Origin of the sequence: Sphingomonas sp. (assembly GCF_024508665.1) — a bacterium.
Taxonomy (GTDB): Bacteria; Pseudomonadota; Alphaproteobacteria; order Sphingomonadales; family Sphingomonadaceae; genus Sphingomonas.
This window is the reverse complement of the sequence record NZ_JANINP010000006.1, coordinates 887227-912500: the sequence shown is the minus strand read 5'-3', so window position 1 is coordinate 912500 and position 25274 is coordinate 887227. Positions and strand designations below refer to the sequence as shown.

Genomic DNA, 25274 nt, shown 5'->3' with positions numbered 1-25274 from the left:
ACGGCAAGATCGAGCATATCGACCTGACGGGAATCGAGCGGCTCGACACGATCGGCGCCTGGACGATCCATCGCCTGGCGCAACGTACGGGCGCCGACATCAAGGGCCTCGGCCCCGACGCGCAGCATCTGTTCGATCAGGTCCAGGCCGCCGACCAGCCGGTCAGCATCCGCGGCCAGCATGTCCCCGCTTTCTATCGCGTGCTGGGAGAAATCGGCGAAGCGACGATCCAGACGTTCAAGACCATGGTCGGCCTGCTCGGCTTTCTCGGCGCGACCACGCTCGCATTTGGGACGATCTTCAAGAGCATCTTCGTCCCGCCCCGGCGCTTCCGTTTCAATGCCACGGTGCAGCGGTTCGAAGTGGTCGGCGTCTCCGCGCTGGGCATCATCGGGCTGATGAGCTTCCTGATCGGCATCGTCATCGCCCAGCAAGGCGCGGTGCAGCTGCGCCAGTTCGGTGCCGAGGTCTATACGATCAACCTGGTCGGCCGGTTGTCGATGCGCGAACTCGGCGTGCTGATGACCGCGATCATGGTCGCCGGACGGTCGGGATCGTCGTTCGCCGCGCAGATCGGCACGATGAAGCTGACCGAGGAAATCGACGCGATGCGGACGATCGGGGTGTCGCCGATGGAGGCCCTGGTCGTGCCGCGCGTGCTCGCGGCGGTCTTCATGATGCCATTGCTCGGCTTCTATTCCGCGCTGATCTCCATCATCGGCGGCGGATTGTTGTGCTGGGCCACGCTCGGCATTCCCCCGGTCACCTATGTCCAGCGCATTCGCGAGGTCGTGCCGATCAGCGACGTCTATGTCGGGCTGATCAAGGCGCCGGTGTTCGGTGCGATCGTCGCCATCGCCGGCTGTTTCCAGGGCATGTTGGTCGAGGCCGATGCCGAGCAGGTCGGCCTGCGCACCACCGCGGCGGTGGTCCAGGGTATCTTCATGGTGATCGTGCTCGACGCTTTCTTCGCGGTATTCTTCTCCTCGGTCGGATGGATTTGATGGCGGAGGACGACATCGTCATCCGCGTTCGCGGCTTGAAGAACAGTTTCGGCGAGCAGGTCGTGCACGAGGGGCTCGACCTCGACGTCCGGCGCGGCGAGATATTGGGCGTGGTCGGCGGATCGGGCACCGGCAAGTCGGTGCTGATGCGGTCGATCATCGGCTTGCAGGTGCCCGACGAGGGCGAGATCACCGTGTTCGGCGAACCGACGATCGATCTCGAGGAGAATCAGGCGATCGAGATCCGCAAGCGCTGGGGCGTGCTGTTCCAGGGCGGCGCCTTGTTCTCGACGCTGACCGTCGCCGAGAATGTCGAAGTGCCGATCAAGGAATTCTATCCGGACCTGGATCCCACTTTGCTCGACGAGATTGCGTCCTACAAAGTGGTGATGACCGGTCTGCCCGCCGATGCCGGCCCGAAATATCCGGCCGAGCTTTCGGGCGGGATGCGCAAACGCGCCGGGCTCGCCCGCGCGCTGGCGCTCGATCCCGAATTGCTGTTTCTCGACGAGCCGACCGCGGGCCTCGACCCGATCGGCGCCGCTGGGTTCGACGAACTGACCTTGTCGCTGCAGCGGACGATGGGGCTGACCGTGTTCCTGATCACGCACGATCTCGACTCGCTGTATGCGATTTGCGACCGCGTCGCGGTGCTCGCCGACAAGAAAGTCATTGCGGTCGGCACAATCGACGAGTTGATCGCGTTGGATCATCCGTGGATCGAGGAATATTTCAAGGGACCCCGCGGCCGCGCGGCGGTCGCGACGCAAGAAGCGGGCACGGGCAAGGCAGGGGCTGACTGATGGAAACGCGTTCCAATCATGTTTTGGTCGGCGGGGTCGTCTTGATCCTGCTTGCCGTGCTGTCCTTGTTCATGGTGTGGATCTCGCGCTTCGGCGCCGAGGGCAAGCGCGAATACGACATCCTGTTCAAACAATCGGTCGACGGCCTGGCCAAGGGGTCGGCGGTCAATTTCTCGGGCGTGCCGATCGGCCAGGTCAAGGACATCAAGCTCGACGCCAAGTCGCCCGAATTCGTGCGCGTGCGCGTGTCGGTCGACGACAAGACGCCGATCCTGCTCGGCACGACCGCGGCGATCCAGGGCAGCTTCACGGGCCCGTCGACGGTCCAACTGGACGGCGCGCAGGCCGGTCGCCCGCTGATCGATTGCTCGAACAGCGCCTGTCCGCTGGGCGTGCCGCTGATCCCGGCCAAGCCCGGCGGGCTCGGCGCGCTCCTGTCCAACGCGCCGCAATTGCTCGAGCGGCTGACGACGCTGACCGAGCGTCTGACCGCGTTGCTCAGCGACCGCAACCAGGCGTCGATCGCCGGTATCCTCGAAAACACCAACAAGTTGAGCAAGGCACTGTCCGATCGCGGCCCGGAAATCGCCGCGACCCTGGCCGAGACGCGGATCGCGATCCAGAAGGCCGGCGTCGCCTCGCAACAGATCGGCGAACTGGCGGCGACGACCAACGGCCTGCTCGCCAACGACGTCAAGCCGACGCTCGGCAATTTGAACAAGGCGGTGGCGTCGGCGCAGAAGTCGATGGACACGCTGGACGCCGCGATCGGCGACGCCCGGCCGGGGCTGCAGAGCTTCTCCAAACAGACCATTCCCGAGCTCGGACAGCTGATCCACGACCTGCGCCAGATGTCGCAGTCATTGTCCTCGGTCGCCGAAAAGATCGATCGCGGCGGCGCCGGCTCGATCGTCGGCAGTCCCAAGCTCCCCGATTACAAGGGCAAGTGAGATGACGAAGCGTTACCTTTCCCTGACCCTCGCCCTTCTCCCGGCGGTATTGCTCACGGGCTGCCTTAGCTTCGGCGGCAAGCCGCCCAAGGTGTTGCTGACACTGAATTCGACAGCGGCCTTGCCGGTCGGGTCGACGCAGACTTCGGCCAGCGCCAAGACCGTTACCATCCAGGTGCCGGTGGTGCCGCAATCACTGGCAGTCGCGCGCGTGCCGGTGCAGACCGGCGACCAGCTTGCTTATGTCACCGACGTCGCCTGGGTCGAGGCGCCGCAGCGACTGTTCGCGCGGCTGATGTCGGACACGATCGCCGCCAAGACGGGCCGCGTCGTGCTGAGCCCGGCGCAGTCGTTCAGCGATCCCGGCGCCCGCCTGTCGGGCGAGTTGCGCAATTTCGGAATCGACGGCAGCACGCACGAAGCGGTGGTGACGTTCGAAGGCTCGCTGATCCGGAGCGATGCGAGCAAGGTCGAGAAGAAGAAGTTCGAAGCCCGCGTGCCGCTGGCCAAGATCGACGCCAATTCGGTCGGCCCGGCGCTCAACCAGGCAGCCAATCAGGTGGCGGGCGAGGTCGCCGACTGGCTCGGTAGCTGAGCCGGCCGGTCAGGCCTTGCGGCGCACCGGTACCGGCACGTTGCAGATATCGGCTCCGCCCGCGGGAACAGTGAAGAATGGCGGCTCGCGGTTCTCGCGCGCGTGGAGGTAGCGCGCGAAGTCGGAGCTGGCGGGTGACAGATATTCGAAATGCGGGCGTTCGCCGGGCGGTAAGGCGCTCGCCAGCCGGGCGCTGACGATCGGCGTCGGCTTCTGACCGTCGCCATAGAAGCCGAGCTTGCCGGTGCCGCGTTCGAGCGAGGACAAGGCATCGATCCCCTCGATCACGCGCCCGACCAGGGCGATGTTGCGGTCGAGAGCGCGCGGCGCGTGGCCGATCACCGCGTAGAGTTCGGCGCTGCTGCCGACCGACGGCGCGAGATCGCGGCCGACCCCGACCATTGCATAACAATGCGTCAGCCAGCTGCGCTTGCCGTCGGAGGCGACCGGCCAGCCGTCGGCCGAGAATCCCGCCATCGGTGCGAAGCTGTCCGGGCGCGTCATGCGCACCGTTGGTAGGCCCCCTGCCCGCGTATATTCGCTGGGTCCTTCGTCGGCGACGCCCTCGGGTAGCTTCTTCTTCTCGGTGACGTCGCCCCATTGCGCGACGTAATTGTCCTGGATGCGGTAGACGCTGGTGTCGTCCCACCAGCGTTTGTTGGCGAGGATACGCATCCGCGCGACGTGTTGCGGGGCGAAAGCGGGCGCGAGCTGGATGATCACCTTGCGCCCATTGGCGAGCGTGAAGATCAGGATGTCGTCGTCCGCGATCGTCCGCCACGCGGCGGCCGGCGCCTTGTTGGCGATCTCGGTCGGCGAGAGCGGCGGCTTGGCCGCGGGTTTCCTGGAAGTGTCGGCGGCAGGTTGGCCGGCGAGCGCGAGAGCGAGCGAGAGCAGGATCGGCATGGACGGGAAGCTGCCACACCCCCGCCCGATCCGGCAAGCGCTTGCGCGGCGCCGCGGGTATCTCTAGGGGCGACGCTTCCTGGCAATGCGGAGCGGTGGCCGAGTGGTCGAAGGCGCTCGCCTGGAAAGTGAGTATACGTCAAAAGCGTATCGAGGGTTCGAATCCCTCCCGCTCCGCCACCAGCCATTCCACAACGGTCCGCAGAAAACCATTGTGGCCTACATTTTCGTGCTGATTACAACTGCTTAGAAGATCGGTTCGACTTCAGCCGTCCATGCCCGTTGCTGCTCATCTATCGAATTGGAGGCCACAGGATCGCGCGTGTCGCCCGCAGCCAGAGTCATCGCGCTCGGGATAATAGCGCCGCTCCATCCGGGCCATCCCAAACTAACGCCCGAGGCACGCGCGCCTTCTCGCGCCCGGTCCGGTCGAGCACCACCGAATAAGGCATCCCGAGCGCGCCGAAGCGCTGAACGGCGGGGAGGGCGGAGAAACCAAGGCGAAGATGGGGGTAGCGGCCGGCGAAGGCCCTGACGCCATCGTCATGATCGGCATCCACCGAGGCGGCGATGACGATCAGGTCGCTACGCTTAGCCGCCAGCCGGTCCAGGCTGGGCAATTCCTTTCGACAGGGACCGCACCAACTCGCCCAGAAATTGATCAAAACGATTTTTCCACGCAACGCGTCCACCGACAGCGGCGGGCCGTCGGTGGATGCGATCGGCGGCAATACCGCCCGGGTCACTTTGGGCGGCACCCGCGCCGGCAGCGCCGAGGCGAGCAGGCCGCCAACGGCGGCGAGGACCAGTGCCCGAACCGAGGATCGGACGCGATCCGTCAAAATGCCTTATCCTTGACGACCGGCCAATTGGTCTGCGCCCTGGTGATGATCCCGGCGGTATCCTTGTCGAACAGCTGCAGAGCGCGAGCGCTGTTGTTGAGATAGAGCTTGCCGTTCACGACCTTGCCGGTCTCCGGATCGACATCGACCTTTTCGCCGAACGCAGTGCCGACCGCGCAAAATCCCCCGAATTCGGGAAGATACTTGCGGGGATTGGCCAGGAAGGCCTTGCGGTGCGCGGCGGTGGCAAAGAGATAGCGGGCGCCGCCATAGGACGCGTAGAGGCGGTCGATGCCGCGGGTCGGCTTGCCGCTGTCGAAATACGCTACCGGATCGTAGCCGCCCAGGGCGACACCATGATCGTCGGTGTTGATCTGCGCCGTCGAACCCTTGATTCCGGCCTGCGCGCCCGACGCGGCAACCAGAGCGGACAACGGCATCGCCGCGAACAGCGCGACGGCGAGCGGCTTCAACATGGTGCGATACATTCGACGGTCTCCCTTCGGCTGGTTGGTCAGCCAGTTCTCCTATGCATTCGAGGAAGAAGCGCCTTCGGTTACAGCGCGAAGGGAGCCGGCAAGATTCCGCGATCGATCGGGAAGAGAGCCGGGGCGTCAGGCCGCCGTTGGTCTCGCGATCAGGCCAGCGCCGCCAATCGCAGCACGGCCGTCATATCGGATCCGACGATGGCCGGCCCAGGACCGAGGCGCTCGAGCGGCACGCCGAGGCGATTGACCCAGGCCGTTCGATAGCCGAACCACGCCGCGCCGGCCGCATCCCAACCGCCGAACGCGGCGAAGCCGATGCGCGCCTTTGGTAACCCGAACGCGTCGAGTGCCATCGCATAGGCCTTGGGAGACGGTTTGAACGCGCGGACGCGATCGGTGCTGAGCACATGATCGAACAGCGTATCCAGCCCATTGCGGGCCATATTGGCGCGAAGCGTCGCCTCTCCGAGATTGGACAGAAAGGCGAGGCGGATACCGGCATCGCGCAGTTTCTGCAGGGCAGATTTGACATCCGGCCACGCCACCAAGTCCGCATAGGCGGAAACCAACATTCTTCTATCCGACGTGGAAAGGCTCATGCCGAGCGATTCCGCCGCGTAGCGCAACGCATTGTCGGCGACGTCATCGAAAGGGGCGTACTGGCCGGCCGCCGTATACAGCCAGCTGTTGCCGAACAATTTGGTCGACCAGGCCTGCGCAAGGTCGCGTCCGCGATCGGGTATCAGCGCCACGACCTTCTGGACGACGGAGCGAGGATCGAAGATCGGGAAGCCGTCGAACGCGATCGCCTCGATCGGCCCGCGCGCCAGCGCGTTGCCCGCGCCAGGAAGCAGCGCGGCGCCGACGGTGATGGCGCCAATCGCGCCTCGCCGCGACAGGTGCGCAGCGGCTGGATCCGCTCCCTCGCGGCCCGGCACGGCAAAAGTCGCAGCGGTCGCGAGCGCGGGCGTGTCGTCGCTCATATCGCCCGCGTCTCCCCGCCATCCATCCGCAAGGCCGTCCCGGTCATCCATGCGGCTGCGGGAGAGATGGCAAAGGCGATCAATTCGGCGATTTCGTCAGGCTCGCCGAAACGGGCGATGCCGGCTTCGCTGGCATAATGGAGCAAGGCATCCTCCACGGAAAGGCCACGCGCTGCCGCGTAGCGTGCGATCATCGCCAGCCTGCGGCCGGTCGTAACCGCACCGGGCAGCACCGAATTCACGCGCACGCCGTCGATCAACCCCTGATCCGCGAAGGCCTTGGCCATAGCGGAAATCGCAGCATTGATGGTGGAAACGGCGGCCAAAGCAGCGCTCGGCACGGCGGCGGTAGCGCCCGACATGAACACCAGCGCGCCTTGCGACTGCTTGAGGTGGGGCCATGCGGCCAGCGCGAGCCGTCGCGCGCCGTGGAATTTCATCGACAGACCATCGTCCCATTCGTCATCGCTAAGCGCCATCAGGCTCGCCTGCGGCACGGCGCCGGCGATGTTCACCACCGCGTCGATCCGGCCAGTGGCTTCGGCCACCGCCGCGACGACCGCTGCCGCGTTCTCCGGCAACCGCAGGTCTCTGGCGAGCGGAAATGCCCTGCCACCCGCTTGCTCGATCATGGACGCGGAGTCGGCCAAGGCATCTTCGCTGCGCGCGACCATGGCGACCAGATCGAAGTCTTCGGCCAGACGGAGCGCAGTCGCGCGGCCAATGCCGCGGCTCGCGCCCGTGACGATGACGGTACGTGTTTGATGGACCATTATTTCAACCATTCGTGGCGCGCCGAGGGATCGTTACGGCTCGGCGCTCGGTGGGACGATGGAGTGGCCGCCGGCGTCCTCCGGTCGGAGGATTGGGGGGGGAAGCGCCGGCGGCCTTTGCCGGCGTCTTTATTCGCCGGCAAACGCGAGGTCGATCTCGTGCGCGACGAGCCCGACATTCTCCTCAAGTGCGAAATGCCCGCCGTCGAGCCAGACCAGCTTGGCCTTGGGCAGATCTCGTTTGAAGGCTTCCGCGCCGGCCGGGATGAAGAACGGATCATTCTTTCCCCAGACGATCAGGGTCTTGGGCTGATACTTGCGGAACGCGGCATGCCAGCTGTCGTACAGCGCGACGTTGGTCTTGTAATTCGCCAGCAAGTCCAACTGGTAAGCATCGGTGCCAGGGCGGTCGAGCAGCGCCTGGTCGATCGTCCAGTTGTCCGGGCTGATCGCCTCCGGATCGTGGGCGCCGAACGTGTATTGGAAGCGAGTGGTTTCGGGCTTCAGGAAGTTTCGCGCGGCCGCTTCGGTGGTGGCGTCGCGCTTTTCCCAGAGCGGCAGGAAGACCTGCTTGGGCATGTCGCCGACGCCGTCGAGATACGCGTTCGCGTTCTGGATGATCAGGCCCTTCACCTGACCGGGACGCTCGGCGAAGATGCGGAAGCCGACGGGACCGCCATAATCCTGCATGTAAAGAACGTACGAGGTCAGGTGCAGCTGATCGAGCAGCCCGGTGACGTGCGCCGTCAGGTTGTCGAAGCTGTAGGTGAATTCGGACGCGGCCGGCGCGTCCGACTGGCCGAAGCCGATATAATCGGGCGCGATGACGTGGAACCGTCCGGCCAAAGCCGGGATCAGATCCCGATACATATGCGACGAGGTCGGGAATCCGTGGAGCAGGACGATCGTGGGCAGGGTGGGATCGCCGGCCTCCCGGTAGAAGACCTTGAGACCCTTCACCGTCTCCGACTTGTACAGCGTCCGGGGGGCCGGGACCGCCGGAGCGCTTATTGGTGCCGGCGACGCCGAGGCCGGCGTCATTGCGACCATGGAAGCGGCGGCAGCTGCCAGGCCGAGAGTGCGAGTGGATTTGGACATGGGATTTCCTTTGTAACCGATGAACTACACTTTTAAAGGTGTCTCTTTACAGAAAACCTGTCAAGCACTATTTCATCGGTTACATCTAGCGCCTGTCGGCGCGCCCATCGGAAGCAGACCATGAACCAGGAGCGGATTGCCGGAGAGTTTCGCGAGGGCATGCCCTTCCTGGGCAGCCATTTGTGGATCGACTTCCTGAACACCACGCCGGTGATCAAGGGCATGGCGCTCGACCTGATCGAGAGCGACGAAGCAGTTAATCGCTGGGCGGTGCAGGCCAATATCGATCTGTCAGCGAGCGACGACAGCGACAGCGTCGCGGATTTGCACGCGCTTCGTGCCCGTCTCGCGCGCGCATTCGATTTGCTTGCAGCATCGAAACCAGTGCCGCGCGAGACGATCGACGACATCAACAAGCGAATCGATCGGTCGGGGATGCGGTTGAACCTCGTCGAGCGTGACGGGCTCCCGATACTCGAAGAGCGGGTAATGCTGGTCGGTCCACCGGTAGCGACCGCGATCGCCTGGGACTTCGCGCAGTTTCTCGGACATTTCGATCCGGAACGGATGCGTCATTGCGCCAATCCGGCCTGCACCATACAATTCTACGATATCGGCAAGAATAACCGGCGGCGCTGGTGCACCATGTCGATCTGCGGCAACCGCGATAAGGTCGCGCACTACCGGGTACGGAAAGCCGGTACCGCCGTCTGACGCGCTAGGCGGCGTGCAGACGCTGCTTCAACCTTGGTACCGCGAAATCGAGAAAGGCCCTCAGCTTGAGCGGCATGAACCGGGACGCTGGATAGACCAGGCTGAGCGGGGACGGCTCGGGCTCGAAATCCTCCAGGACCAGGATCAGATCGCCCCGCGCGACGTGCTCGACCACCTGATAGTGTAGCGCGCGGGCGAGTCCGGCGCTCGAAAGCGCGGCATCGATCGTCGCATCGGAGGTCGTCGCCGCCAGCCGCCGCGCGATCGGAAAGGATCGTAGCGACGTACCGACTCCGAAGGTCCAGACGTCCGGCGTCGAGAGTGGTGCGACCGAGATGCACCGGTGGCCGATTAGATCGCGCGGATGTTGAGGAAGGCCATGTGCGCGCAGATAGGCCGGGCTCGCGCAGATCACGCGGCGGATGTCGGCGATGCGCCTCGCAATCATGTTGCTGTCGGGCAATCGGCTGATGCGGACCGCGAGATCGATCTTTTCCTCGGACAGATTGGCGATGTCGTCTCGAAGGCGCAGGCACAAATTGCCGTCCGGCCAGGCGTTCAGAAACTCGACCGCGATAGGTGTCAGGTGCAATCGTCCGAAAACGACGGGAGCAGTGACGACCAGATCGCCGCGCGGCGCGATATATTCCCCGCTAGCCGCGCGCTCGACTTCGCCCAGTTCGTCAAGCAGGCGCCGACAGTCGGCATAATATCGCTCGCCGCTCTCCGTGAGTTTGATGCCGCGCCCCGAGCGCGCGATCAGCACGACGTTCAGTAGCGTTTCGAGGTCGGACACTTTTCGGCTGACGCTCGCCAGCGGCATTCGCGTCCGGCGCGACGCGGCGGTGAAGCCGCCCGCCTCGACCACCGCGACAAAGGCTGCCATCGATTCGAACTTGTCCACGATCGATCCATTGATTGGAAGGCGCCTTTCCGATCATAGAGGATAGTCTTCAATTTTGGAAGGATGCAGACGCGGCGCACATGATCCGTCTGGAGAAAACCCATGCGTCTGTCCGTCTTCACTGCCCTCATTGCCGCGTCGCTGCTGGGCCCAAATCTGGCGGGTGTCCCGGCTACCGCCCAACCAACATCCGGCGCCGTGCAACCCGTCGTGACTTTCCATGTCGCTAAAGTCCGCGGACTGGACATCTTCTATCGCGAGGCGGGACCGGCCAATGCGCCGACCGTGCTGTTGCTGCACGGCTTCCCGAGTTCTTCGCACATGTTTCGCGACCTTATTCCGCGACTGGCCGCACGATACCATGTGATCGCGCCGGACTATCCGGGTTTTGGCAATTCGAGCGCGCCGGCGCCGGAAGCGTTCGCTTATAACTTCGCCAATCTCGCCACATTAATGGACGAGTTCGTAACGACGATCGGCGTCGATCGATACGCACTGTACATGCAGGACTATGGCGGTCCGATCGGCATTCGTCTTGCGATCCGACACCCCGAGCGGGTCCGTGCGCTGGTGGTCCAGAATGCGGTCGCCAATGTCGAAGGCTGGAATCCGGCGATCGTCAAGGGTTTCGCTCCCGGCTGGGCCAACCGCACGACTGAAACCGAAAAAGCCTTTCGTGGCGCATTCACCGCCGAGGCGACCAAGCTCCAATATATCGAGGGTGTATCACGCACGGACCGGATCGACCCTGACGCCTGGATCGTCGATCAGGCGCTGCTCGATCGGCCCGGCAACGACCGCATCCAGGTCGAATTGCTCTACCAATATCAGCACAACATCGCGCTTTACCCCCAGTGGCAGGCCTTCCTGAAGTCGGCGAAGTTTCCGACACTTGTCGTCTGGGGAGAGAAGGACCCGATCTTCACCACGAAGGGGAGGGATCTTTATAAGACGCTGGTGCCCGACACCGAGGTGCGCACCTATGCTGCCGGACATTTCGCACTGGAAACTCACGCACCCGAAATCGCTGGCGCGATACTCGACTTTCTCGATCGGCTGCCGCCGGAGCGCAAGTGATTCGACCATGGCTTCGCCGGATCGCGACCTGCGAGGTCCTTTCCGGCGAAGCGCGCGCGGCGTCGATAAGGCCCGACCATTTTCCGGTGCACTTGCCTACAGACCTGATCGTGTGCGAATCCTGCGGCGGCTGAATCAGGAAGGCTGGCCGCGACAAAAGGAATTCCCAGGCGTCACGCGCTCAGCTTATAAAAGGCGGCCGCATTATTGTAGAAGATGTCGCGCTTCTGCTCCTCGGCCAGGAACGTCGCGGCCTCGACATGCTCGACCGCCAGTCCGATCCCGTCGGGCCAGTACATATGGTCGGATCCGAACATCACTCTTTTGCCGAAGCCCGCGTCGACCAGCCGGCGCAGATAATCGTGAAAGGCCGGCCGCGGCAGTAGCCAAGACAGCGCGCCGGTATCGATGTTGACGTTGTCGTAGAGCATCATCATCGCTTCGGCTTCCTCGATATACGGCCAGCCGCTGTGCATCAGGTTGATACGCAGTTTCGGATGCTTGTTGAGCGCTCCCTCCACCGTTTCCGGATGGCCGAACGCCGCTCGCGCCGAGCGGCAGCATGGATCGAACGTCGTACCCGCGGGCATCGTGCCGAGATGGATCGCCACGGGCACGTCGAATTCCTCCGCCAGGGCCAAATAAGGATCGTATTTGGGATCGCTGATCGACAGACCGGCATATTGCGCGGTGACCTCGCCCAACACCTTCAGCTTGCCCGAGGCAAAGGCACGGCGCAGCGTCTCCAGCGGCGGCAGCGGCGTGTCCTCCGAACCGCGGATGCCGGCACCGGCGACGATGCGGGCGGGATCGCGGTCATGCCAGTCATAAGCCGCCTGCAGGCGGTCGCCATCGCCGCCGCTGACCACGCCCTTGACGATATTGTACCGCCGCATCTGCTCTAGGCAGGCGGCGAGGTGGTCCGCACCGGTAACGATCGCGCTCTTCGCACCCGTGATCGGATTCACGATCGGGACGGGAAGCTTCATCGTGGCCGGATAAGCATGCATGTGGACGTCGATGATCGGCTTGCGAGGGGCATTGGCGGCGGCCAGCTCTCCCGGAAGCGCCAGCGCCGCCATCGTGCCACCGCTATATTTGAGGAAATCCCTGCGCGCGATCTGCATATCGTCACTCCGAACTGAACCGCGCTGTCGCGCCGTCCGGATCGGTTACCAAGCGCGCCGCCGCCGCGACATGACCTCGCAGGTCATGTCGCGGCACGAAGCAACGGCTCGGTCTAAGCGAAAGCGCTGGCGGCTGAGGTGATGCATCAGCTTTTAGTTCGGTAGTAGAAATCGATCTTTCTGCGTATCGTAACGCCATGTCTGACAAACTGGAGGACTTGGCAGCAGCCATCGAAGATGTGCTCGGGCTTGTGCAAAGCCACGGCGATAGCGCGACTTCGCCGAGATTACCTGCTCTTGTCGATCGTTTGCGCGGTGGCGATCAGTCGGCAATTATCTCGGCGCTGTCGGAAGCGACAGGCGGAATGGGGTCACTGAACGATAGATACCTTTGTCCTGAGAATGGCGACGGAATCGCGCGTTCTGAGGTTCAAGGGGTCAATGAGCAACTCGCCAAACTGGTGAGAAACGTAGAAGATAAAGCGCGTTCTGCAGCAGCTGAATACGGGATTGAGACTGTTCGTTAGCCACTGCTCACCGGTAACGCCAACGCAGCCCGCCCGCGGCAAGGCGCGGTCGTCGTCGGACGGGTTCGGCTTCGCCGACCCGCCGGCCGTGCCGGGCGCTCGCGCCGCTGGCGCTACCGGCGCGGAAGCCTGACTTCCGCGCCTGCGCCCGTCAGTACATATGCTGCCCGCCGTTGATCGACAGCGTCGAGCCGGTCACGAACCCGCCATCCTCCGAGCACAGGAAAGCGACGCCGCGCGCGATCTCCTGCGCCTGGCCGAGCCGCCCGACCGGGATCTTGGCGACGATCTTCTCGAGCACATCGGCCGGTACTGCCGCCACCATGTCGGTGTCGATATAGCCCGGCGCGATCGCGTTGACCGTCACGCCGGCCCTCGCGCCTTCCTGCGCCAGCGCCTTGGTGAAGCCGTGGATGCCCGACTTCGCCGCGGCGTAATTGACCTGGCCATATTGCCCGGCCTGACCGTTGATCGAGCCGATATTGACGATCCGTCCCCATTTGCGCTCGCGCATGCCCGGGAAGGTAGCCTTGGCCATGTTGAAGCAGCCGCCCAGATTGGTGTCCATGACCTCTTTCCACATCTGGTAGGTCATCTTGAGAATCGTGCCGTCGCGGGTGATGCCGGCATTGTTGACGACGACGTCGACCGGGCCGAGCTGATCCTCGACCTGCTTCACCCCGTCCTGGCAGGCATCGTAATCGGCGACGTCCCACTTGAACGCGCTGATCCCGGTGCGGTCGGAGAATTCGCGGGCGCGCTCGTCATTGCCGGCATAGTTCGCCGCGACGGTCATGCCCATGTCCTTCAGCGCCAGGCTGATCGCCTCGCCGATCCCCCGGGTTCCGCCGGTTACGATCGCTACGCGTGCCATTGGTTTCTCTCCTATTGGCCCTGATTCGGGCAGTGTCGTCGTGGTCGAGGCTATTGGGCCCCGATCCACCCGGCAAGTTCCCGCGACAAGATGTCGCGGAGCATACGTATGCCGATCTTGCTATCATTGAGACATGGCAAATAGGCGAATTGCGTGCCGCCCGCGGCGAGATAGGTTTCCCGACCCCGAATCGCGAGTTCCTCCAGCGTCTCAAGGCAATCGGCCGAGAAACCGGGCGCGACGATCGCCACGCGCTTGATCCCCTGCCCCGGCAACGCTGCCAGCGTCGTATCGGTCGCGGGCTCGAGCCATTTGGCGCGGCCGAAGCGCGACTGGAAAGTGACGATCATTTCGTGTCCCAATGCCTCGCCGAGCAGGCGGGCCGTCTTCTGGCAATGGCAATGATAGGGATCACCAAGTTCGAGCGTGCGCGCCGGCATGCCGTGGAAACTCGCGATCAATGCTTCCGGCTCGAAATCGAGCGCGGCGAGCGAGGCGCGCACCGATTGTGCCAGCGCATCGATATAGGCGGGGTCGTCGTGATAAGGCGGCAAGGTGCGGATCGCCGGTTGCCAGCGCATTGCGGCCAGTGCCTCGAATGCCTTGTCGTTGGCGGTCGCTGTCGTCGCGGCACAATATTGCGGGTAAAGCGGTGCGATCAGGATGCGCTCGCATCCCGCCGCCTTCATCGCCACCAACTGGTCGCCGATCGCCGGCGCGCCGTAGCGCATCGCCCAGTCGACGGTCACTCCGGGCCACGCATCCTTCAGCGCTTCGGCCTGTGCGCGGGTGACGGCGGCGAGCGGCGATCCGGCGTCGGTCCAGACCTGGCCATAGGCATGCGCCGATTTCTTCGGCCGCGTGTTGAGAATGATCCCGCGCAGGATCGGCTGCCAGGCAAGCGGAGGTAGTTCCACCACGCGGCGATCGGACAAGAATTCGGCGAGGTAGCGCTTCACCGCTTTCGGACTGGCCTCTTCAGGCGTGCCGAGATTGACCAGCAGCACGCCGATGCGGCGAGCTGGGATGGCGGGATGGTTGAGCGGTTGCGTCACGCCAAACTCTCCCCGTCATGCCGGGCTTGTCCCGGCATCCAACGGGCAACAACGGCTGGATTCCAACGTGGAACGTTGGACCCCGGAACCAGTACGGGGTGACGGACGAAGTTAGTGGCAGAGGTCATGTTTCCCCAACCTTGAGCGGGAGACTGCGGATCCTGAACCCCGTCGCCGATTGCAGCGCGTTGGCGATCGCCGGCGCCACCGGCGGCACTGCCAGTTCCGACACACCCCCGGGATCGGCCTCGCTGGCTATCAGCTCGACGGTGATGTCCGGCATATCGGCAAGCACCGGCAGATCGAGATCCCCGAACCCCCGCACGGTGGCCAGTCCGTCCTTGAATCGCGTAGAGGCGCCGAGCGCCTGGGCAATGCCGAACACCAGCCCGCCTTCGACATTCTGGCGGACGATGTCCGGATTGATCTGCCGCCCGCAATCGACCGCAGCGACGATACGGTCGATACCGATCGACTGGTCCTCCTCGATATGCGCTTCGGCGAACACGGCGATATGGCTACCGCGAAAGCTGTGACAGGCGATCCCCTGCCCGCTCCCCGCCACGCCACCTTCCCAGCCGCCGAGCGCGGCCACCGTCGTCAGGCAGCGCGCCAGTCGGGCGTTGCCGCCCAGCATCGCGACACGGAACGATAGCGGCTCGGTGTTGGCGGCGTGCGCCAGTTCGTCGATGAAACACTCGGTGAAGAAGCAGGTGTAGCTGTGCGCGCCCGACCGCCAATAGCCGGTCGGAATACCGATATCCGCGGGATGATGATCGAGCGCCCAATTGGGGATCTGGTAGAATGGCGTGCCACCGGCCACGGCATAGGCATCGCCATTGGCGGGCAGCGCCAGTGCGGCTTGCGCAGCCGTGTCGCTCGCCAGCAACCGTGCCGCGAGTTCGTGCCCGGTCGACGGGGCCGCGATCTTTGCAAGCAGCCCAACCAGCCGTCCGTTCTGATCGACGCGCCCGGTCATCCGCGCTGCGGCAGGCGCGCGAAAGCGGTCGTGGACGCAATCCTCCGCCCGCGACCAGGTCAATTGCACCGGCCGTTCAACCGCGCGTGCGATCGCGGCGGCCTGAACGCCGGCATCCGATTCCAATCCAATGCCGAACCCGCCCCCGATGGGCATCGGATGGATGATAACCGCCGCCTCGCCCACGCCCATCGCCGCCGCGACTGCCGAGCGCGCGAGTCCCGGGGCAAGCGTCGGCATCCACAATTCGACTGTCCCGTCGCTCCAGGCGGCGGTCGCCGTGCGCGGTTCGATCGCGGCATGCAGCGCGGGCGCGGCGCGATATTCCGCGCTCACCACCTGCACGCCGCGAAAGGCGGCGCCGACATCGCCGGCGGCACCGATCCGGACGCCGTCGCCGTTCAGTGCCGCGTCGAGCGCGCCGCGGATCGAATAATCGCTCGCTCCGCCGACCGGCGCGGCAAAGCGCGGGGCGAGCGCGCCGAGCGCCCGGTTGGCGGCCCACCAATTGTCGGCGACGGCCGCGACCCAATGATCGCCCTCGACCACTTTCAGCGCGCCGTGCACGCGGTCCGCCGCTGCCTTGTCGGCGCTTACGAGGCGGCTGTCGGCAGTGGGGCCCTGGCGGATCGCCGCGAACACCATTCCGGGCAGGCGCATATCGGCGGCGAAATTGACCGAACCGTCGATCTTGGCCGGACTGTCGAGCCGTTGCAGCGACTGGCCCGAAAGCCGGCCGTTTTCGCCGGCGCGCAACGGCAGCGGATCGGGCAAGCTGCCGCCGACCGCCTCCGCGGCCAGCTCGCCGAACCGCAATTTGTCCTTGTCGTGAACGACGAAGCCTTGCGCGGTGCCGGTCGCCTGCCAGTCGGTATTCCAACGTTTCGCCGCCGCCTTTTGCAGCAGCACGCGCGCCGCCGCGCCAGCGTCGCGCAGGTCACCTTCGAACTGGCGCACGGATGTCGATCCGGCGGTCAGCATCAGCGCCGATCGCGTGATATGACCCTCACGCATGTTTTGCGGCAAGCGGTCGAAGACGCCTTCGAACAGCTCCGACGCTGCCAGCGGATTGGCGTAGAGCGGGTTGAGCGGCGCCTGTTCGACCGCCACCGTGCGCCAGTCCGCGCCGAGTTCGTCGGCGACGATTTGCGGCAAGGTGGTCCAGCTTCCCTGGCCGTGCTCGGCTTGGGGCACCGCGACAGCGATATGTCCGTCCTCGCCGATCTTCAGCCAGGCGTTGAAGATATGCTCGCCCTTGGCGGCCGTCAGGTTCGGACCATAACGCCGCGGCCAGACCGTCCACGCCACGACTAGCCCGACGCCGACCCCGCCGCCGATCAGCAACTGACGACGCGTCAGGCGGGATTTGGTCGGAGTTTCGTCGGCCATCAAAAAGCGGCCTAGCAAATCCTCCCCGGGACGGGGAGGGGGACCGTGACGCGCAGCGGCACGGTGGAGGGGGCAGGCACCAAGCAAGTTGCCAGATGGCCGCCCCCCTCCACCATTGCTGCGCAATGGTCCCCCTCCCCGTAAACGGGGAGGATTAGCTCGCCACCATCGCGCGATACTTGGCGCGCAGCCCGACCTTGTCGATCTTCTCCGTGCCCAGCCGGGGGAGCGGCTCGGCGGCGATCCAGATGCGGGCGGGTATCTTGAACGGCGCGATATGCTCACCCAGGAACTCCTGCAGCGCGCGCTCGTCGATCGCCTCGTCTTTGTTGAGATGCACCACGGCGCCCGGCACTTCGCCGAACTTCTCATCGGGCAGGCCGAACACGGCCGCTTCGGCGATCTGCGGGTGGCGGTAGATCGCTGCCTCGACTTCCTGGCAGGAGATATTCTCGCCGCCGCGGATGATGATGTCCTTCTTGCGATCGACGATGAACAGATAACCGTCCTCGTCGAGATAGCCGATGTCGCCGGTCAGGAAATAGCCGTCGGCGCTGAACGCCGCCGCGGTCGCATCGGGCCGGTGCCAATATTCGCGGAAATTGCAGATCGACCGGATCGCCACCTCGCCGCGCTCGCCCGCCGGCACCTTGCGACCCGCATTGTCGAGAATTGCGAGGTCGACCAATGGCGCCGAACCGCGCCCGGTCGAATTGGGCTTGGCGAGATAATTCTCGCGCCAATTGCCGCAGCCGACGCCGTTGGTCTCGGTCAGGCCATAGCCGATCAGCGGCGCGCCGCCGCCCATTTCCTCGTTGATCCGGCGGACATGGTCGACCGGACGCGGCGCGCCGCCGGCGGCGAAATCCGTGACCGTCGACAAATCGTATTTGCCGCGATTTGGGTGGGTCAGAATCTCGAAGCTCATCAGCGGCACGCCGACGAAATAGCTGATCTGTTCGCGTTCGATCAGCCGCATCGCCTCCTCGGCGTCCCATTTGGGCATCAACACCAATTTGCGTCCCATCGCGAAGCTCTGCAGCATCACCGGCACTTCGGCGGTGACGTGGAACAACGGTACGTTGAGCAGGGTCGAAGGCTGCCCCTGCGGCGGATTGCCGTCCTCGGTCGCGAAACCCAGCATCATCAACGCCTGGGTGAGGTAATTGAGCGTCGCCTGGAGCACGGCGCGGTGATCGCTCAGCGCGCCCTTGGATTGTCCGGTCGAACCGCTGGTGAACAGGATCGTGGCAAGATCGTCGGGACCGAGCTCGGGTAACGCAGTCTGTGTATCGCCCGGTAAAACGGCAAGCGCTTCGGACAGCGGTTTCAGGTCGTCGATCACTTCCACGCGTGCGGTCAGGCCGGCAATCTCCGCCAGCCGCTTGCCGCGCGGCGGATCGGCAAAGACGATCGAACACTCGACCTCGGCCAAGGCGTCGGCGAACTCCTCCGATTGCCACCAGCCGTTGAGCAGGACCGCGATGCCGCCGGCCATCAGCACGCCCATGTAGAGCGCGATCCAGGACGGCGAATTGCGCATCGCGATGCCGACGCGGTCGCCGCGCTTGATGCCTTGCGCCACGAGCGACCGCGCGACGCCGTCGGCCTGGTCGTACACCTGTCCGAAGGTCAGCCGCTCCTCGCCCGCGACCAGGAAGGTTGCGTCGGCATGCTGAGCGCAGAAATGCGCGAAATAATGTGCCAGGCTGGGCGGCGCCGCGGCGATCGCCGGATAGGACCGACCGCGTACCTCGATCTCGCTCACCGCCATCGGTGCGCCGGGCGCGGTCAGCCTCGCGATTCCCTGGTCCATCCGTAGATCGAGCGCACTGGGCATCGGCATTCTCTCCGCTTGGTCTTGGTCGACTTGAACCCTTTACGCCCTTATGGGAGCGACAAAGCCCGGGGAAAAGCCTTGATCCTGCACGCACTCACCGCGATCAATTTCGACGATTTGCACCTCAACCCGGTGCTGTTGCACATCCATTTGTTCGGGCGCGATTTATTCGACATCAAATGGTATTCGATCGCCTACATCGCCGGCATCATCGTCGGCTGGATGTATCTGATGCGGATGTTGCGCGCCCCCGGCGCGCCGATGGCCAAACGCCATGTCGAGGATCTGGTGTTCTACGCGACGCTCGGCATCATTCTGGGCGGGCGAATCGGCTATGTCCTATTCTACGATCCCAAGCTCTTTCTCTCGCCCGGTTTCTTCAAATTGTGGGAAGGCGGCATGTCGTTCCACGGCGGCGTGATCGGCACGTCGCTCGGCATCTTCTGGTTCGCGCGGCGCAACAAGCTCAGCTGGCTGCGCGTCCACGATTATGTCGCGTGCTGCGCCCCGTTCGGACTGTTCTTCGGGCGGCTCGCCAATTTCGTGAACGGCGAATTGTGGGGCAAGCCGGCGGATCCCAACCTGCCCTGGGCGATGGTCTTTCCCAATGCCGGGATGATGCCGCGTCACCCGAGTCAGCTCTATGAGGCGCTGCTCGAAGGCGTGGTGCTGTTCGCGCTGCTCGCCTACGCCTTCTGGCGGACCAAGGCGCGCTACGAACCGGGCAAACTCGTCGGCCTGTTCCTGACCGGCTATGGTCTCGCGCGCTTCACCGTCGAATTCTTCCGTGAACCCGACGCGCAGTTTCAGGGCACGATCTTCGACAATGGCTATCTGCACATGGGGCAGTGGCTGTGCGTGCCGATGATCCTGGGCGGCATCTACCTGATATGGACGGCGAAGGGGCGGCGCGACCGCGTCACCCCGATCGCCGGAGACGAAAGCGTAGCATGACGTCCCCCTCCCGCTTGCGGGAGGGGCTGGGGGAGGGCATGTCGGTTTCATCGCGATGACATCCACACCCCCTCCCCCGACCCCTCCCGCAAGCGGGAGGGGAGATTTGCCCGATCGGCTGGCGCGCGCCATCACCATGGCGGGGCCGATCCCGTTGTCGCAATATATGGCGGCGGCCAATGCCGAATATTATGCGACGCGCGATCCGCTGGGGTCGGCCGGCGACTTCACCACCGCGCCCGAGATCAGCCAGATGTTCGGCGAGCTGATCGGCCTGTGGGCGGCGGACCTTTGGCAGCGCGCCGGCGAACCCGACATCTATTGGGTCGAGCTCGGACCGGGACGCGGCACGCTGACCGCCGATGCGATTCGGGCGATGAGTCGGGTCGGGCTCGATCCGCCGGTCCATTTCGTCGAAACGAGCCCCACGCTCCGCGCGAGCCAACGCGCTGCCGTGCCTTATGCCACCTGGCACGACGACATCGCGCAATTGCCCGACGACCGGCCGGTGATCGCCGTCGCGAACGAATTCTTCGACGCGCTACCGATCCGCCAGTTGGTCAAGGCGGGCGATGCCTGGCGCGAGCGGCTGGTCGCCTGCCAGGATCTGCTGTTCCTGCCGATCGCTGGTAAGGACGTGCCCGCCAGCGTGATCCCGGAGGGTCTGCGCGACGCGCCGGTCGGATCGGTGATCGAAACCTCTCCTGCATCGGTGGCGATCGCCCGTGCGCTGGCGCAGCGCCTGATGGCGCACGGCGGCGCGGCGCTGGTGATCGATTACGGTTACGACGGCCCCGCGATCGGCGACACGTTGCAGGCAGTGAGCAGCCACCAATTCGCCAATCCGTTCGAGGAACCGGGCAGCCGCGACCTGACCGCGCATGTCGACTTCGCGACGCTGGCCGCGGCCGCCGGCGTCGAGGGTGCGCGGGTCGACGGTCCGGTCGGGCAAGGCGCTTTCCTGACCGCGTTGGGGATCGATCCCCGCGCCGAGGCGCTGGCGCGTTCGACGCCGGAACGCGCCGAACAGATCGCCGCCGATCGTGCGCGGCTGGTCGATGACGACCAGATGGGGACGTTGTTCAGGGCGATGGCCTGGACCGCGCGCGACTGGCCAATTCCGGCGGGATTCCTATGATCGAGTATCGCGACGCAACCCAGACCGATGGCGAGGCGCTGGACGCAATGGCGCAGGCGATCTGGATCGAGACGTTCGCGCACGGCGTCGGAGCCGAGGACGCAGCCACGTATCTCGCCCAGGCTTATGGCCCCGACGGCAAGCTGCTAGCCGATTTGGCGAGCGGGACCGCGCGCTTCCACCTCGCGCTCGCCGATGGCCGAGTGGTCGGTTATGCCAAGCTCAATCCGCCGTGGCTGCCCGATGCCGAACCCGGCGCGATGCAATTGAGCCAGATCTATGTCAGCAGCGATCAGCATGGCACGGGCGTCGGCAAGGCATTGCTCGACTGGGCGATCGCCACCGCGCGGGCCGAAGGCGCGACGGCGCTGTTGCTGACCGTGTGGGAGGAAAACCACCGCGCAGCCGCATTCTACCGCAAAAATGGCTTCGAGCATGTCGGCGACTATGCCTTTGCCGTCGGCAACCAGGTCGACACCGACCATATCATGCGACTGGCGTTGTGAGCGGAGCGATCGCCTATCGCGACGCGACGCCCGCCGACGGACCGGAACTGGCGGCGATGGCACGGCGCAGCTTCACCGACACGTTCGGCACCCTCTATCGCCAGGAAGACCTCGCGCAGTTCCTCGAAGCGGCGTTCGGATCGGCGGGATTGCCCGCCGACCTGACCGATCCGGCCTATCGCGTGCGGGTGGCGACCGATAGCGGCGCGATCGCCGGTTATTGCAAGATCGGCCCGGTCACTTTTCCAGGCGACTGGCCGGACAGCGCGATCGAGCTGCACCAGCTTTACATCCTTGGCGATCACCATGGCGCCGGTCTCGCGCCGGTTTTGATGGACTGGGCCCTAGATCAGGCACGGGCGAGCGGCTCGAGCGAGATGATCCTCTCGGTCTATGTCGACAATCATCGCGCCCGCCGCTTCTACGAACGCTATGGCTTCGAAGAGATCGGGCAATACAAGTTCATGGTCGGCGATCACGAAGACGATGACCGGTTGATGAGGCTGAGGCTGTGACGGTCGAGGTCAATCGCGCTCGCGCGCTCGAAGGCGTTGCGCATGGCTTTCTCGGGCGGCGCGGCGGCGTCTCGACCGGGATCACCGCGGGCCTCGATCTGGGACGGCGCGGGCAAGTCGAGATTGGTCCCGAACTTGCCGAAAACCGCCGCCGCGCGGTCGCCGCCGTATTGCCGGGTGCCGAACTCGTCACGCTCTATCAGGTCCATTCGGCGGACTGCGTGACGCTCGCCAAGCCTTGGGACGACAGCGCGAGGCCACATGCCGACGCGATGGTGACCGATCGACCGGACTTTGCGCTCGGCATCCTGACCGCCGATTGCGCGCCGGTGCTGCTCGCCGATCGCGCGGCCGGGATCGTCGGCGCGGCGCATGCCGGATGGAAAGGCGCGATCGGCGGCGTGACCGACGCGACGGTCGCCGCGATGGAACGGCTCGGCGCCGATCGCGACCGCATCGTCGCCGCCATCGGTCCGTGCATCGCACGCGCCAGCTATGAAGTCGATGAAGCGTTCCAGCACCGCTTCGAAGCCGCCGATCCCGAGAACGAACGCTTCTTTGCCTCGGGCCGCGACGGCCATGCGCAGTTCGATCTGGAAGGCTATGTCGCGCATCGTCTGGCGGCCGCCGGCGTGCGGACCATCGAAATGATGGGGCTCGACACCTATGGCGATGCGAATCGTTTCTACAGCTTCCGTCGTGCGACGCACCTTGGTGAGCCGGATTATGGACGACAGATTTCGATCATCGGACTGCGATCGGCAGGATGAACTAGTTTCTTCTGAAACCACACGGCGCTACAGCGTCGGCCAAAGGAGTAGATGATGCCCAAGACGCCGACCGAGACAGAAGCCGATTTGACCGGAGTCGAAGCCCTGGCACCCAAGAAAACCGAACCGGCGTCAATCGGCGGGCGCAAGCTCAAGCCGTCCACGCTGATGATGGGCCATGGTTACGACCCGATGCTGTCGGAAGGGGCGCTCAAGCCGCCAATCTTCCTGACTTCGACCTTCGTCTTCCCCAATGCAGCCGCGGGCAAGCGCCATTTCGAGGGCGTCACCGGCAAGCGCCCGGGCGGCGCGGAGGGGCTGGTCTATTCACGCTTCAATGGCCCGAACCAGGAGATCCTCGAGGACCGGCTCGGCATCTGGGAAGGCGCCGAGGATGCACTGGCTTTCTCCTCGGGCATGTCGGCGATCGCCACCTTGTTCCTCGCCATGGTCAAGCCAGGCGACACGATCGTCCATTCCGGCCCGCTCTACGCCGCGACCGAGACGCTGATCGCGCGCATCCTGGGCCGGTTCGGCGTCCATTGGCTCGACTTCCCGGCGGGGGCGACGCGCGCCGAGATCGACGCGGTTCTGCAAAAGGCATCGTCGGGCAATGTTGCCTTGATCTATCTCGAAAGTCCGGCCAACCCGACCAACGCTTTGGTCGACGTCCAGGCGGTCGCCGCCAGCCGCGATGCAATTTTCACCGGCGCCAACAAGCCGCCGATCGCGATCGACAACACCTTCCTCGGCCCGCTCTGGCACAAGCCGCTCGAGCATGGCGCCGACATCGTCGTCTATTCGCTGACTAAATATGCCGGCGGCCATTCCGATCTGGTCGCGGGCGGAGTGCTCGGCTCGAAGGAGCATATCAACACCATCCGGCTGATGCGCAACACGATCGGCACGATCTGCGACCCCAACACCGCCTGGATGCTGTTGCGCAGCCTCGAGACGCTCGAACTGCGAATGAGCCGTGCGGGCGAGAACGCGGCCAAGGTCTGCGAATTCCTGCGCAAGCACCCCAAGGTCGAGCGCGTCGGCTATCTCGGCTTCCTCAAGGACGGCAAGGACAAACGTCAGGCCGACATCTATGAGCGCCATTGCTCGGGCGCCGGCTCGACCTTCTCGCTCTATCTCAAGGGCGGCGAGAAGGAAGCCTTCGCCTTTCTCGACGCGCTCAAGATCGCGAAACTCGCGGTCAGCCTGGGCGGCACCGAAACGCTCGCGTCGCATCCCGCGGCGATGACGCACCTGTCGGTGCCCGAAGCGCGCAAGCAGGCCTTGGGGATTACCGACAATCTGGTCCGCATCTCGATCGGCGTCGAGGATGCCGACGACCTGATCGCCGATTTCGAGGCGGCGCTGGAGACGGTTTGAGCGAGCGGGCGGACAGCGTCGCCCGGCCCTGCGAGGGGGAGGCCCGATCGATCGTCCGCGATGGGCGACGGATCGGCTATTTCGTTCGCGGGGCCGGACAGGCAATAGTCCTGCTGCCTAGCTTGGGCCGCGAGGCAAGCGACTTCAACGAGCTGACCGCGGTGCTGGCGGGCAACCATCGCACCATCGCGATCGATCCGCCGGGTGTCGGACTGAGCGAATTGCCGTCCGAGCCGGTATCGCTGTTCGATCTCGCCGACGATGTCGCAGCGGTGATCGAAGCTGAACGGGGCGCGCCGGCGACCCTGATCGGCCATGCTTTCGGCAATCGCCTGGCCCGCGCCACGGCGGCGCGTCATGCCGGTGCCGCCGCGCGGCTTATCCTGATCGCGGCCGGCGGCAAATATCCGATCCCCGGCCTCGCGTTCGACGCGTTGCTCGGCTGCTTCAATCCCGACCAACCAGCCGAAGAGCATTTCGCCTGCGTGGCGTATGGCTTCTTCGCCGACGCCGAGGCCGTGCCCGATCACTGGCGGCGCGGCTGGCATCCGGTGACCGCGAGGATCCAGGGCGCCGCCGTCCGCGCAACCCCCGTCGAGTCGTGGTGGCCCGGCGGCGGGCTTCCGATGCTTGTGATCCAGGGCGAGTTCGACCGTATCGCGCCGCGCGCCGATTCGGCCGACATCCTCGCCAGGGACTTTCCCGATCGCGTCAGGCTCGTCCTGATCGAACAGGCCGGACACGCCCTGCTACCCGAACAGCCCGCCGCGATCGCCGCCGCAGTCTCGGCCATTCTGCCGCCCGCCGCATGACGACGAATCCGGCGGCGAGCCCGTGTCAGTTCACCACCGACCTATGGTTGCCCGTCTATCGCGACGGCGGTTGGGGCCACTGGTCACTGCGGACGACTCTCCTCGCTGGCGCATGGGGCTATTGAGGCAGGCCCTATAGCATGCGCCGAAGGCCGAGGGGTGGTGGCGCGCTTAGAAGTGCCTCCCTCCCGTCCGCAAGCGGCAGGGTAAAACCGTCATTCACTTCATTGTGGCGACGAACGCGTTTCCCGCCTGCGGCCAACCCCGCTAT

General features: G+C 65.0%; 27 protein-coding genes and 1 tRNA gene (1 of these 28 running past the window's edge). 16 read left to right on the top strand and 12 right to left on the bottom strand.

Annotated features, from left to right (window positions below; translation table 11 throughout):
* The 4 genes in view from Q0L25_RS13180 to Q0L25_RS13165 are tightly spaced (at most 1 nt apart) and all read left to right on the top strand, a layout consistent with a single transcriptional unit that may run on beyond the window.
* Positions 1–1004, top strand: the 3' portion of a protein-coding gene (locus Q0L25_RS13180) for an ABC transporter permease (protein ID WP_296614945.1). Its footprint begins 112 nt before the window's first position; 1004 of the gene's 1116 nt are visible here — the last part of the coding sequence; its start codon lies off the left edge, out of view; its stop codon occupies positions 1002–1004.
* Positions 1004–1807 carry an ABC transporter ATP-binding protein gene (locus tag Q0L25_RS13175; RefSeq protein WP_296615703.1) on the top strand — a complete coding sequence of 268 codons (804 nt, stop codon included), beginning with the start codon at positions 1004–1006 and terminating at the stop codon, positions 1805–1807. Before Q0L25_RS13180 ends, Q0L25_RS13175 begins: the two co-directional genes overlap by 1 nt.
* Positions 1807–2757 (top strand): MlaD family protein, encoded by a 951-nt coding sequence (locus Q0L25_RS13170; RefSeq protein WP_296614943.1) that lies wholly within the window; start codon positions 1807–1809, stop codon positions 2755–2757. Before Q0L25_RS13175 ends, Q0L25_RS13170 begins: the two co-directional genes overlap by 1 nt.
* Position 2758: 1 nt before the next feature.
* A complete protein-coding gene (locus tag Q0L25_RS13165; protein WP_296614941.1) occupies positions 2759–3352 on the top strand; it encodes an ABC-type transport auxiliary lipoprotein family protein in 594 nt (197 codons plus the stop codon).
* A 9-nt stretch (positions 3353–3361) separates the two neighbouring features.
* On the opposite strand, the gene Q0L25_RS13160 is transcribed toward Q0L25_RS13165, so the two are convergent.
* Positions 3362–4258: a peptidylprolyl isomerase gene (locus tag Q0L25_RS13160; protein ID WP_296614938.1), complete on the bottom strand. Its 897-nt coding sequence runs from the start codon at positions 4256–4258 to the stop codon at positions 3362–3364.
* Between the two features lie 89 nt (positions 4259–4347).
* Here Q0L25_RS13160 and Q0L25_RS13155 point away from each other — a divergent pair.
* Positions 4348–4438: transfer RNA gene (locus Q0L25_RS13155), tRNA-Ser, on the top strand.
* A gap of 161 nt (positions 4439–4599) precedes the next feature.
* On the opposite strand, the gene Q0L25_RS13150 is transcribed toward Q0L25_RS13155, so the two are convergent.
* The 5 genes from Q0L25_RS13150 to Q0L25_RS13130 all read right to left on the bottom strand — a co-directional run bounded on the left by Q0L25_RS13150 (position 4600) and on the right by Q0L25_RS13130 (position 8442).
* The gene (locus tag Q0L25_RS13150) at positions 4600–5100 is read right to left on the bottom strand and encodes a TlpA disulfide reductase family protein (protein WP_296614936.1); all 501 of its coding nucleotides are present in this window, start codon (positions 5098–5100) and stop codon (positions 4600–4602) included.
* On the bottom strand, positions 5097–5588 hold the full coding sequence (locus Q0L25_RS13145) for a YHS domain-containing (seleno)protein (protein ID WP_296614934.1): 492 nt from the start codon (positions 5586–5588) through the stop codon (positions 5097–5099). The genes Q0L25_RS13150 and Q0L25_RS13145 overlap by 4 nt, the downstream gene beginning before the upstream one ends.
* 149 nt (positions 5589–5737) lie before the next feature.
* Complete coding sequence (locus Q0L25_RS13140) at positions 5738–6571, bottom strand: haloacid dehalogenase type II (protein ID WP_296614932.1); 834 nt, start codon at positions 6569–6571, stop codon at positions 5738–5740.
* Positions 6568–7344 carry an SDR family oxidoreductase gene (locus Q0L25_RS13135; protein ID WP_296614930.1) on the bottom strand — a complete coding sequence of 259 codons (777 nt, stop codon included), beginning with the start codon at positions 7342–7344 and terminating at the stop codon, positions 6568–6570. The genes Q0L25_RS13140 and Q0L25_RS13135 overlap by 4 nt, the downstream gene beginning before the upstream one ends.
* Before the next feature lie 129 nt (positions 7345–7473).
* Positions 7474–8442, bottom strand: coding sequence for an alpha/beta fold hydrolase (locus Q0L25_RS13130; protein ID WP_296614929.1), 969 nt, complete (start codon positions 8440–8442; stop codon positions 7474–7476).
* A 120-nt stretch (positions 8443–8562) separates the two neighbouring features.
* Here Q0L25_RS13130 and Q0L25_RS13125 point away from each other — a divergent pair, with 120 nt between their 5' ends.
* Positions 8563–9156, top strand: a complete 594-nt coding sequence (locus Q0L25_RS13125; protein WP_296614927.1) for a CGNR zinc finger domain-containing protein — start codon at positions 8563–8565, stop codon at positions 9154–9156.
* A gap of 4 nt (positions 9157–9160) precedes the next feature.
* Here the strand turns inward: Q0L25_RS13125 and Q0L25_RS13120 are convergent, their stop codons facing one another.
* The gene (locus Q0L25_RS13120) at positions 9161–10060 is read right to left on the bottom strand and encodes a LysR family transcriptional regulator (RefSeq protein ID WP_296614925.1); all 900 of its coding nucleotides are present in this window, start codon (positions 10058–10060) and stop codon (positions 9161–9163) included.
* 102 nt (positions 10061–10162) lie between these two features.
* On the opposite strand from Q0L25_RS13120, the gene Q0L25_RS13115 reads away from it, so the two are divergent.
* Complete coding sequence (locus tag Q0L25_RS13115) at positions 10163–11137, top strand: alpha/beta fold hydrolase (RefSeq protein ID WP_296614923.1); 975 nt, start codon at positions 10163–10165, stop codon at positions 11135–11137.
* 173 nt (positions 11138–11310) lie between these two features.
* Here Q0L25_RS13115 and Q0L25_RS13110 read toward each other — a convergent pair whose 3' ends face one another.
* Positions 11311–12264, bottom strand: a complete 954-nt coding sequence (locus tag Q0L25_RS13110) for an amidohydrolase family protein (RefSeq protein WP_296614921.1) — start codon at positions 12262–12264, stop codon at positions 11311–11313.
* Positions 12265–12461: 197 nt separating this feature from the next.
* Between Q0L25_RS13110 and Q0L25_RS13105 the strand changes: the two genes are divergently transcribed.
* Positions 12462–12791, top strand: coding sequence for a hypothetical protein (locus Q0L25_RS13105; protein WP_296614919.1), 330 nt, complete (start codon positions 12462–12464; stop codon positions 12789–12791).
* Between the two features lie 151 nt (positions 12792–12942).
* On the opposite strand, the gene phbB is transcribed toward Q0L25_RS13105, so the two are convergent.
* The 4 genes from phbB to Q0L25_RS13085 form a co-directional block, all read right to left on the bottom strand.
* Entirely contained in the window at positions 12943–13665 is a 723-nt protein-coding gene (gene phbB / locus Q0L25_RS13100) for an acetoacetyl-CoA reductase (protein ID WP_296614917.1), read from the bottom strand.
* A gap of 50 nt (positions 13666–13715) precedes the next feature.
* A complete protein-coding gene (gene hemH, locus Q0L25_RS13095) occupies positions 13716–14720 on the bottom strand; it encodes a ferrochelatase (protein WP_296614915.1) in 1005 nt (334 codons plus the stop codon).
* Between the two features lie 124 nt (positions 14721–14844).
* Positions 14845–17088 carry a molybdopterin cofactor-binding domain-containing protein gene (locus tag Q0L25_RS13090; protein WP_296614913.1) on the bottom strand — a complete coding sequence of 748 codons (2244 nt, stop codon included), beginning with the start codon at positions 17086–17088 and terminating at the stop codon, positions 14845–14847.
* Positions 17089–17242: 154 nt separating this feature from the next.
* Entirely contained in the window at positions 17243–18928 is a 1686-nt protein-coding gene (locus Q0L25_RS13085; protein WP_296614912.1) for a class I adenylate-forming enzyme family protein, read from the bottom strand.
* Positions 18929–19006: 78 nt separating this feature from the next.
* Between Q0L25_RS13085 and lgt the strand changes: the two genes are divergently transcribed.
* From lgt to Q0L25_RS13045, 8 genes are read left to right on the top strand one after another with little or no spacing between them, the layout of a single operon-like run.
* Positions 19007–19882 (top strand): prolipoprotein diacylglyceryl transferase, encoded by an 876-nt coding sequence (gene lgt, locus Q0L25_RS13080; RefSeq protein ID WP_296614909.1) that lies wholly within the window; start codon positions 19007–19009, stop codon positions 19880–19882.
* 55 nt (positions 19883–19937) lie between these two features.
* Positions 19938–21020, top strand: a complete 1083-nt coding sequence (locus Q0L25_RS13075) for an SAM-dependent methyltransferase (RefSeq protein WP_296614908.1) — start codon at positions 19938–19940, stop codon at positions 21018–21020.
* A complete protein-coding gene (locus Q0L25_RS13070; RefSeq protein ID WP_296614906.1) occupies positions 21017–21526 on the top strand; it encodes a GNAT family N-acetyltransferase in 510 nt (169 codons plus the stop codon). The genes Q0L25_RS13075 and Q0L25_RS13070 overlap by 4 nt, the downstream gene beginning before the upstream one ends.
* On the top strand, positions 21523–22041 hold the full coding sequence (locus Q0L25_RS13065) for an N-acetyltransferase family protein (protein ID WP_367184133.1): 519 nt from the start codon (positions 21523–21525) through the stop codon (positions 22039–22041). The genes Q0L25_RS13070 and Q0L25_RS13065 overlap by 4 nt, the downstream gene beginning before the upstream one ends.
* Entirely contained in the window at positions 22038–22811 is a 774-nt protein-coding gene (pgeF, locus tag Q0L25_RS13060) for a peptidoglycan editing factor PgeF (RefSeq protein ID WP_296614904.1), read from the top strand. The genes Q0L25_RS13065 and pgeF overlap by 4 nt, the downstream gene beginning before the upstream one ends.
* A gap of 54 nt (positions 22812–22865) precedes the next feature.
* The gene (locus Q0L25_RS13055; RefSeq protein WP_296614902.1) at positions 22866–24191 is read left to right on the top strand and encodes a cystathionine gamma-synthase family protein; all 1326 of its coding nucleotides are present in this window, start codon (positions 22866–22868) and stop codon (positions 24189–24191) included.
* Positions 24188–25003, top strand: a complete 816-nt coding sequence (locus Q0L25_RS13050; RefSeq protein ID WP_296614900.1) for an alpha/beta hydrolase — start codon at positions 24188–24190, stop codon at positions 25001–25003. The genes Q0L25_RS13055 and Q0L25_RS13050 overlap by 4 nt, the downstream gene beginning before the upstream one ends.
* On the top strand, positions 25000–25128 hold the full coding sequence (locus Q0L25_RS13045; protein WP_296614899.1) for a hypothetical protein: 129 nt from the start codon (positions 25000–25002) through the stop codon (positions 25126–25128). The genes Q0L25_RS13050 and Q0L25_RS13045 overlap by 4 nt, the downstream gene beginning before the upstream one ends.
* The last annotated feature ends 146 nt before the right edge of the window (positions 25129–25274 follow it).

What these genes read in the sequence shown, in the direction of transcription:
- Q0L25_RS13090 (WP_296614913.1), bottom strand. Translation starts at nt 17,088, where the DNA reads ATGGCCGACGAAACTCCGACCAAATCCCGCCTGACGCGTCGTCAGTTG.
- Q0L25_RS13105 (WP_296614919.1), top strand. Translation starts at nt 12,462, where the DNA reads ATGTCTGACAAACTGGAGGACTTGGCAGCAGCCATCGAAGATGTGCTC.
- Q0L25_RS13165 (WP_296614941.1), top strand. Translation starts at nt 2,759, where the DNA reads ATGACGAAGCGTTACCTTTCCCTGACCCTCGCCCTTCTCCCGGCGGTA.
- Q0L25_RS13110 (WP_296614921.1), bottom strand. Translation starts at nt 12,264, where the DNA reads ATGCAGATCGCGCGCAGGGATTTCCTCAAATATAGCGGTGGCACGATG.
- Q0L25_RS13070 (WP_296614906.1), top strand. Translation starts at nt 21,017, where the DNA reads ATGATCGAGTATCGCGACGCAACCCAGACCGATGGCGAGGCGCTGGAC.
- Q0L25_RS13170 (WP_296614943.1), top strand. Translation starts at nt 1,807, where the DNA reads ATGGAAACGCGTTCCAATCATGTTTTGGTCGGCGGGGTCGTCTTGATC.
- Q0L25_RS13135 (WP_296614930.1), bottom strand. Translation starts at nt 7,344, where the DNA reads ATGGTCCATCAAACACGTACCGTCATCGTCACGGGCGCGAGCCGCGGC.
- Q0L25_RS13130 (WP_296614929.1), bottom strand. Translation starts at nt 8,442, where the DNA reads ATGTCCAAATCCACTCGCACTCTCGGCCTGGCAGCTGCCGCCGCTTCC.
- phbB (WP_296614917.1), bottom strand. Translation starts at nt 13,665, where the DNA reads ATGGCACGCGTAGCGATCGTAACCGGCGGAACCCGGGGGATCGGCGAG.
- Q0L25_RS13125 (WP_296614927.1), top strand. Translation starts at nt 8,563, where the DNA reads ATGAACCAGGAGCGGATTGCCGGAGAGTTTCGCGAGGGCATGCCCTTC.
- Q0L25_RS13075 (WP_296614908.1), top strand. Translation starts at nt 19,938, where the DNA reads ATGACATCCACACCCCCTCCCCCGACCCCTCCCGCAAGCGGGAGGGGA.
- Q0L25_RS13175 (WP_296615703.1), top strand. Translation starts at nt 1,004, where the DNA reads ATGGCGGAGGACGACATCGTCATCCGCGTTCGCGGCTTGAAGAACAGT.
- Q0L25_RS13140 (WP_296614932.1), bottom strand. Translation starts at nt 6,571, where the DNA reads ATGAGCGACGACACGCCCGCGCTCGCGACCGCTGCGACTTTTGCCGTG.
- Q0L25_RS13085 (WP_296614912.1), bottom strand. Translation starts at nt 18,928, where the DNA reads ATGCCCAGTGCGCTCGATCTACGGATGGACCAGGGAATCGCGAGGCTG.
- Q0L25_RS13055 (WP_296614902.1), top strand. Translation starts at nt 22,866, where the DNA reads ATGCCCAAGACGCCGACCGAGACAGAAGCCGATTTGACCGGAGTCGAA.
- Q0L25_RS13045 (WP_296614899.1), top strand. Translation starts at nt 25,000, where the DNA reads ATGACGACGAATCCGGCGGCGAGCCCGTGTCAGTTCACCACCGACCTA.
- Q0L25_RS13160 (WP_296614938.1), bottom strand. Translation starts at nt 4,258, where the DNA reads ATGCCGATCCTGCTCTCGCTCGCTCTCGCGCTCGCCGGCCAACCTGCC.
- Q0L25_RS13145 (WP_296614934.1), bottom strand. Translation starts at nt 5,588, where the DNA reads ATGTATCGCACCATGTTGAAGCCGCTCGCCGTCGCGCTGTTCGCGGCG.
- Q0L25_RS13115 (WP_296614923.1), top strand. Translation starts at nt 10,163, where the DNA reads ATGCGTCTGTCCGTCTTCACTGCCCTCATTGCCGCGTCGCTGCTGGGC.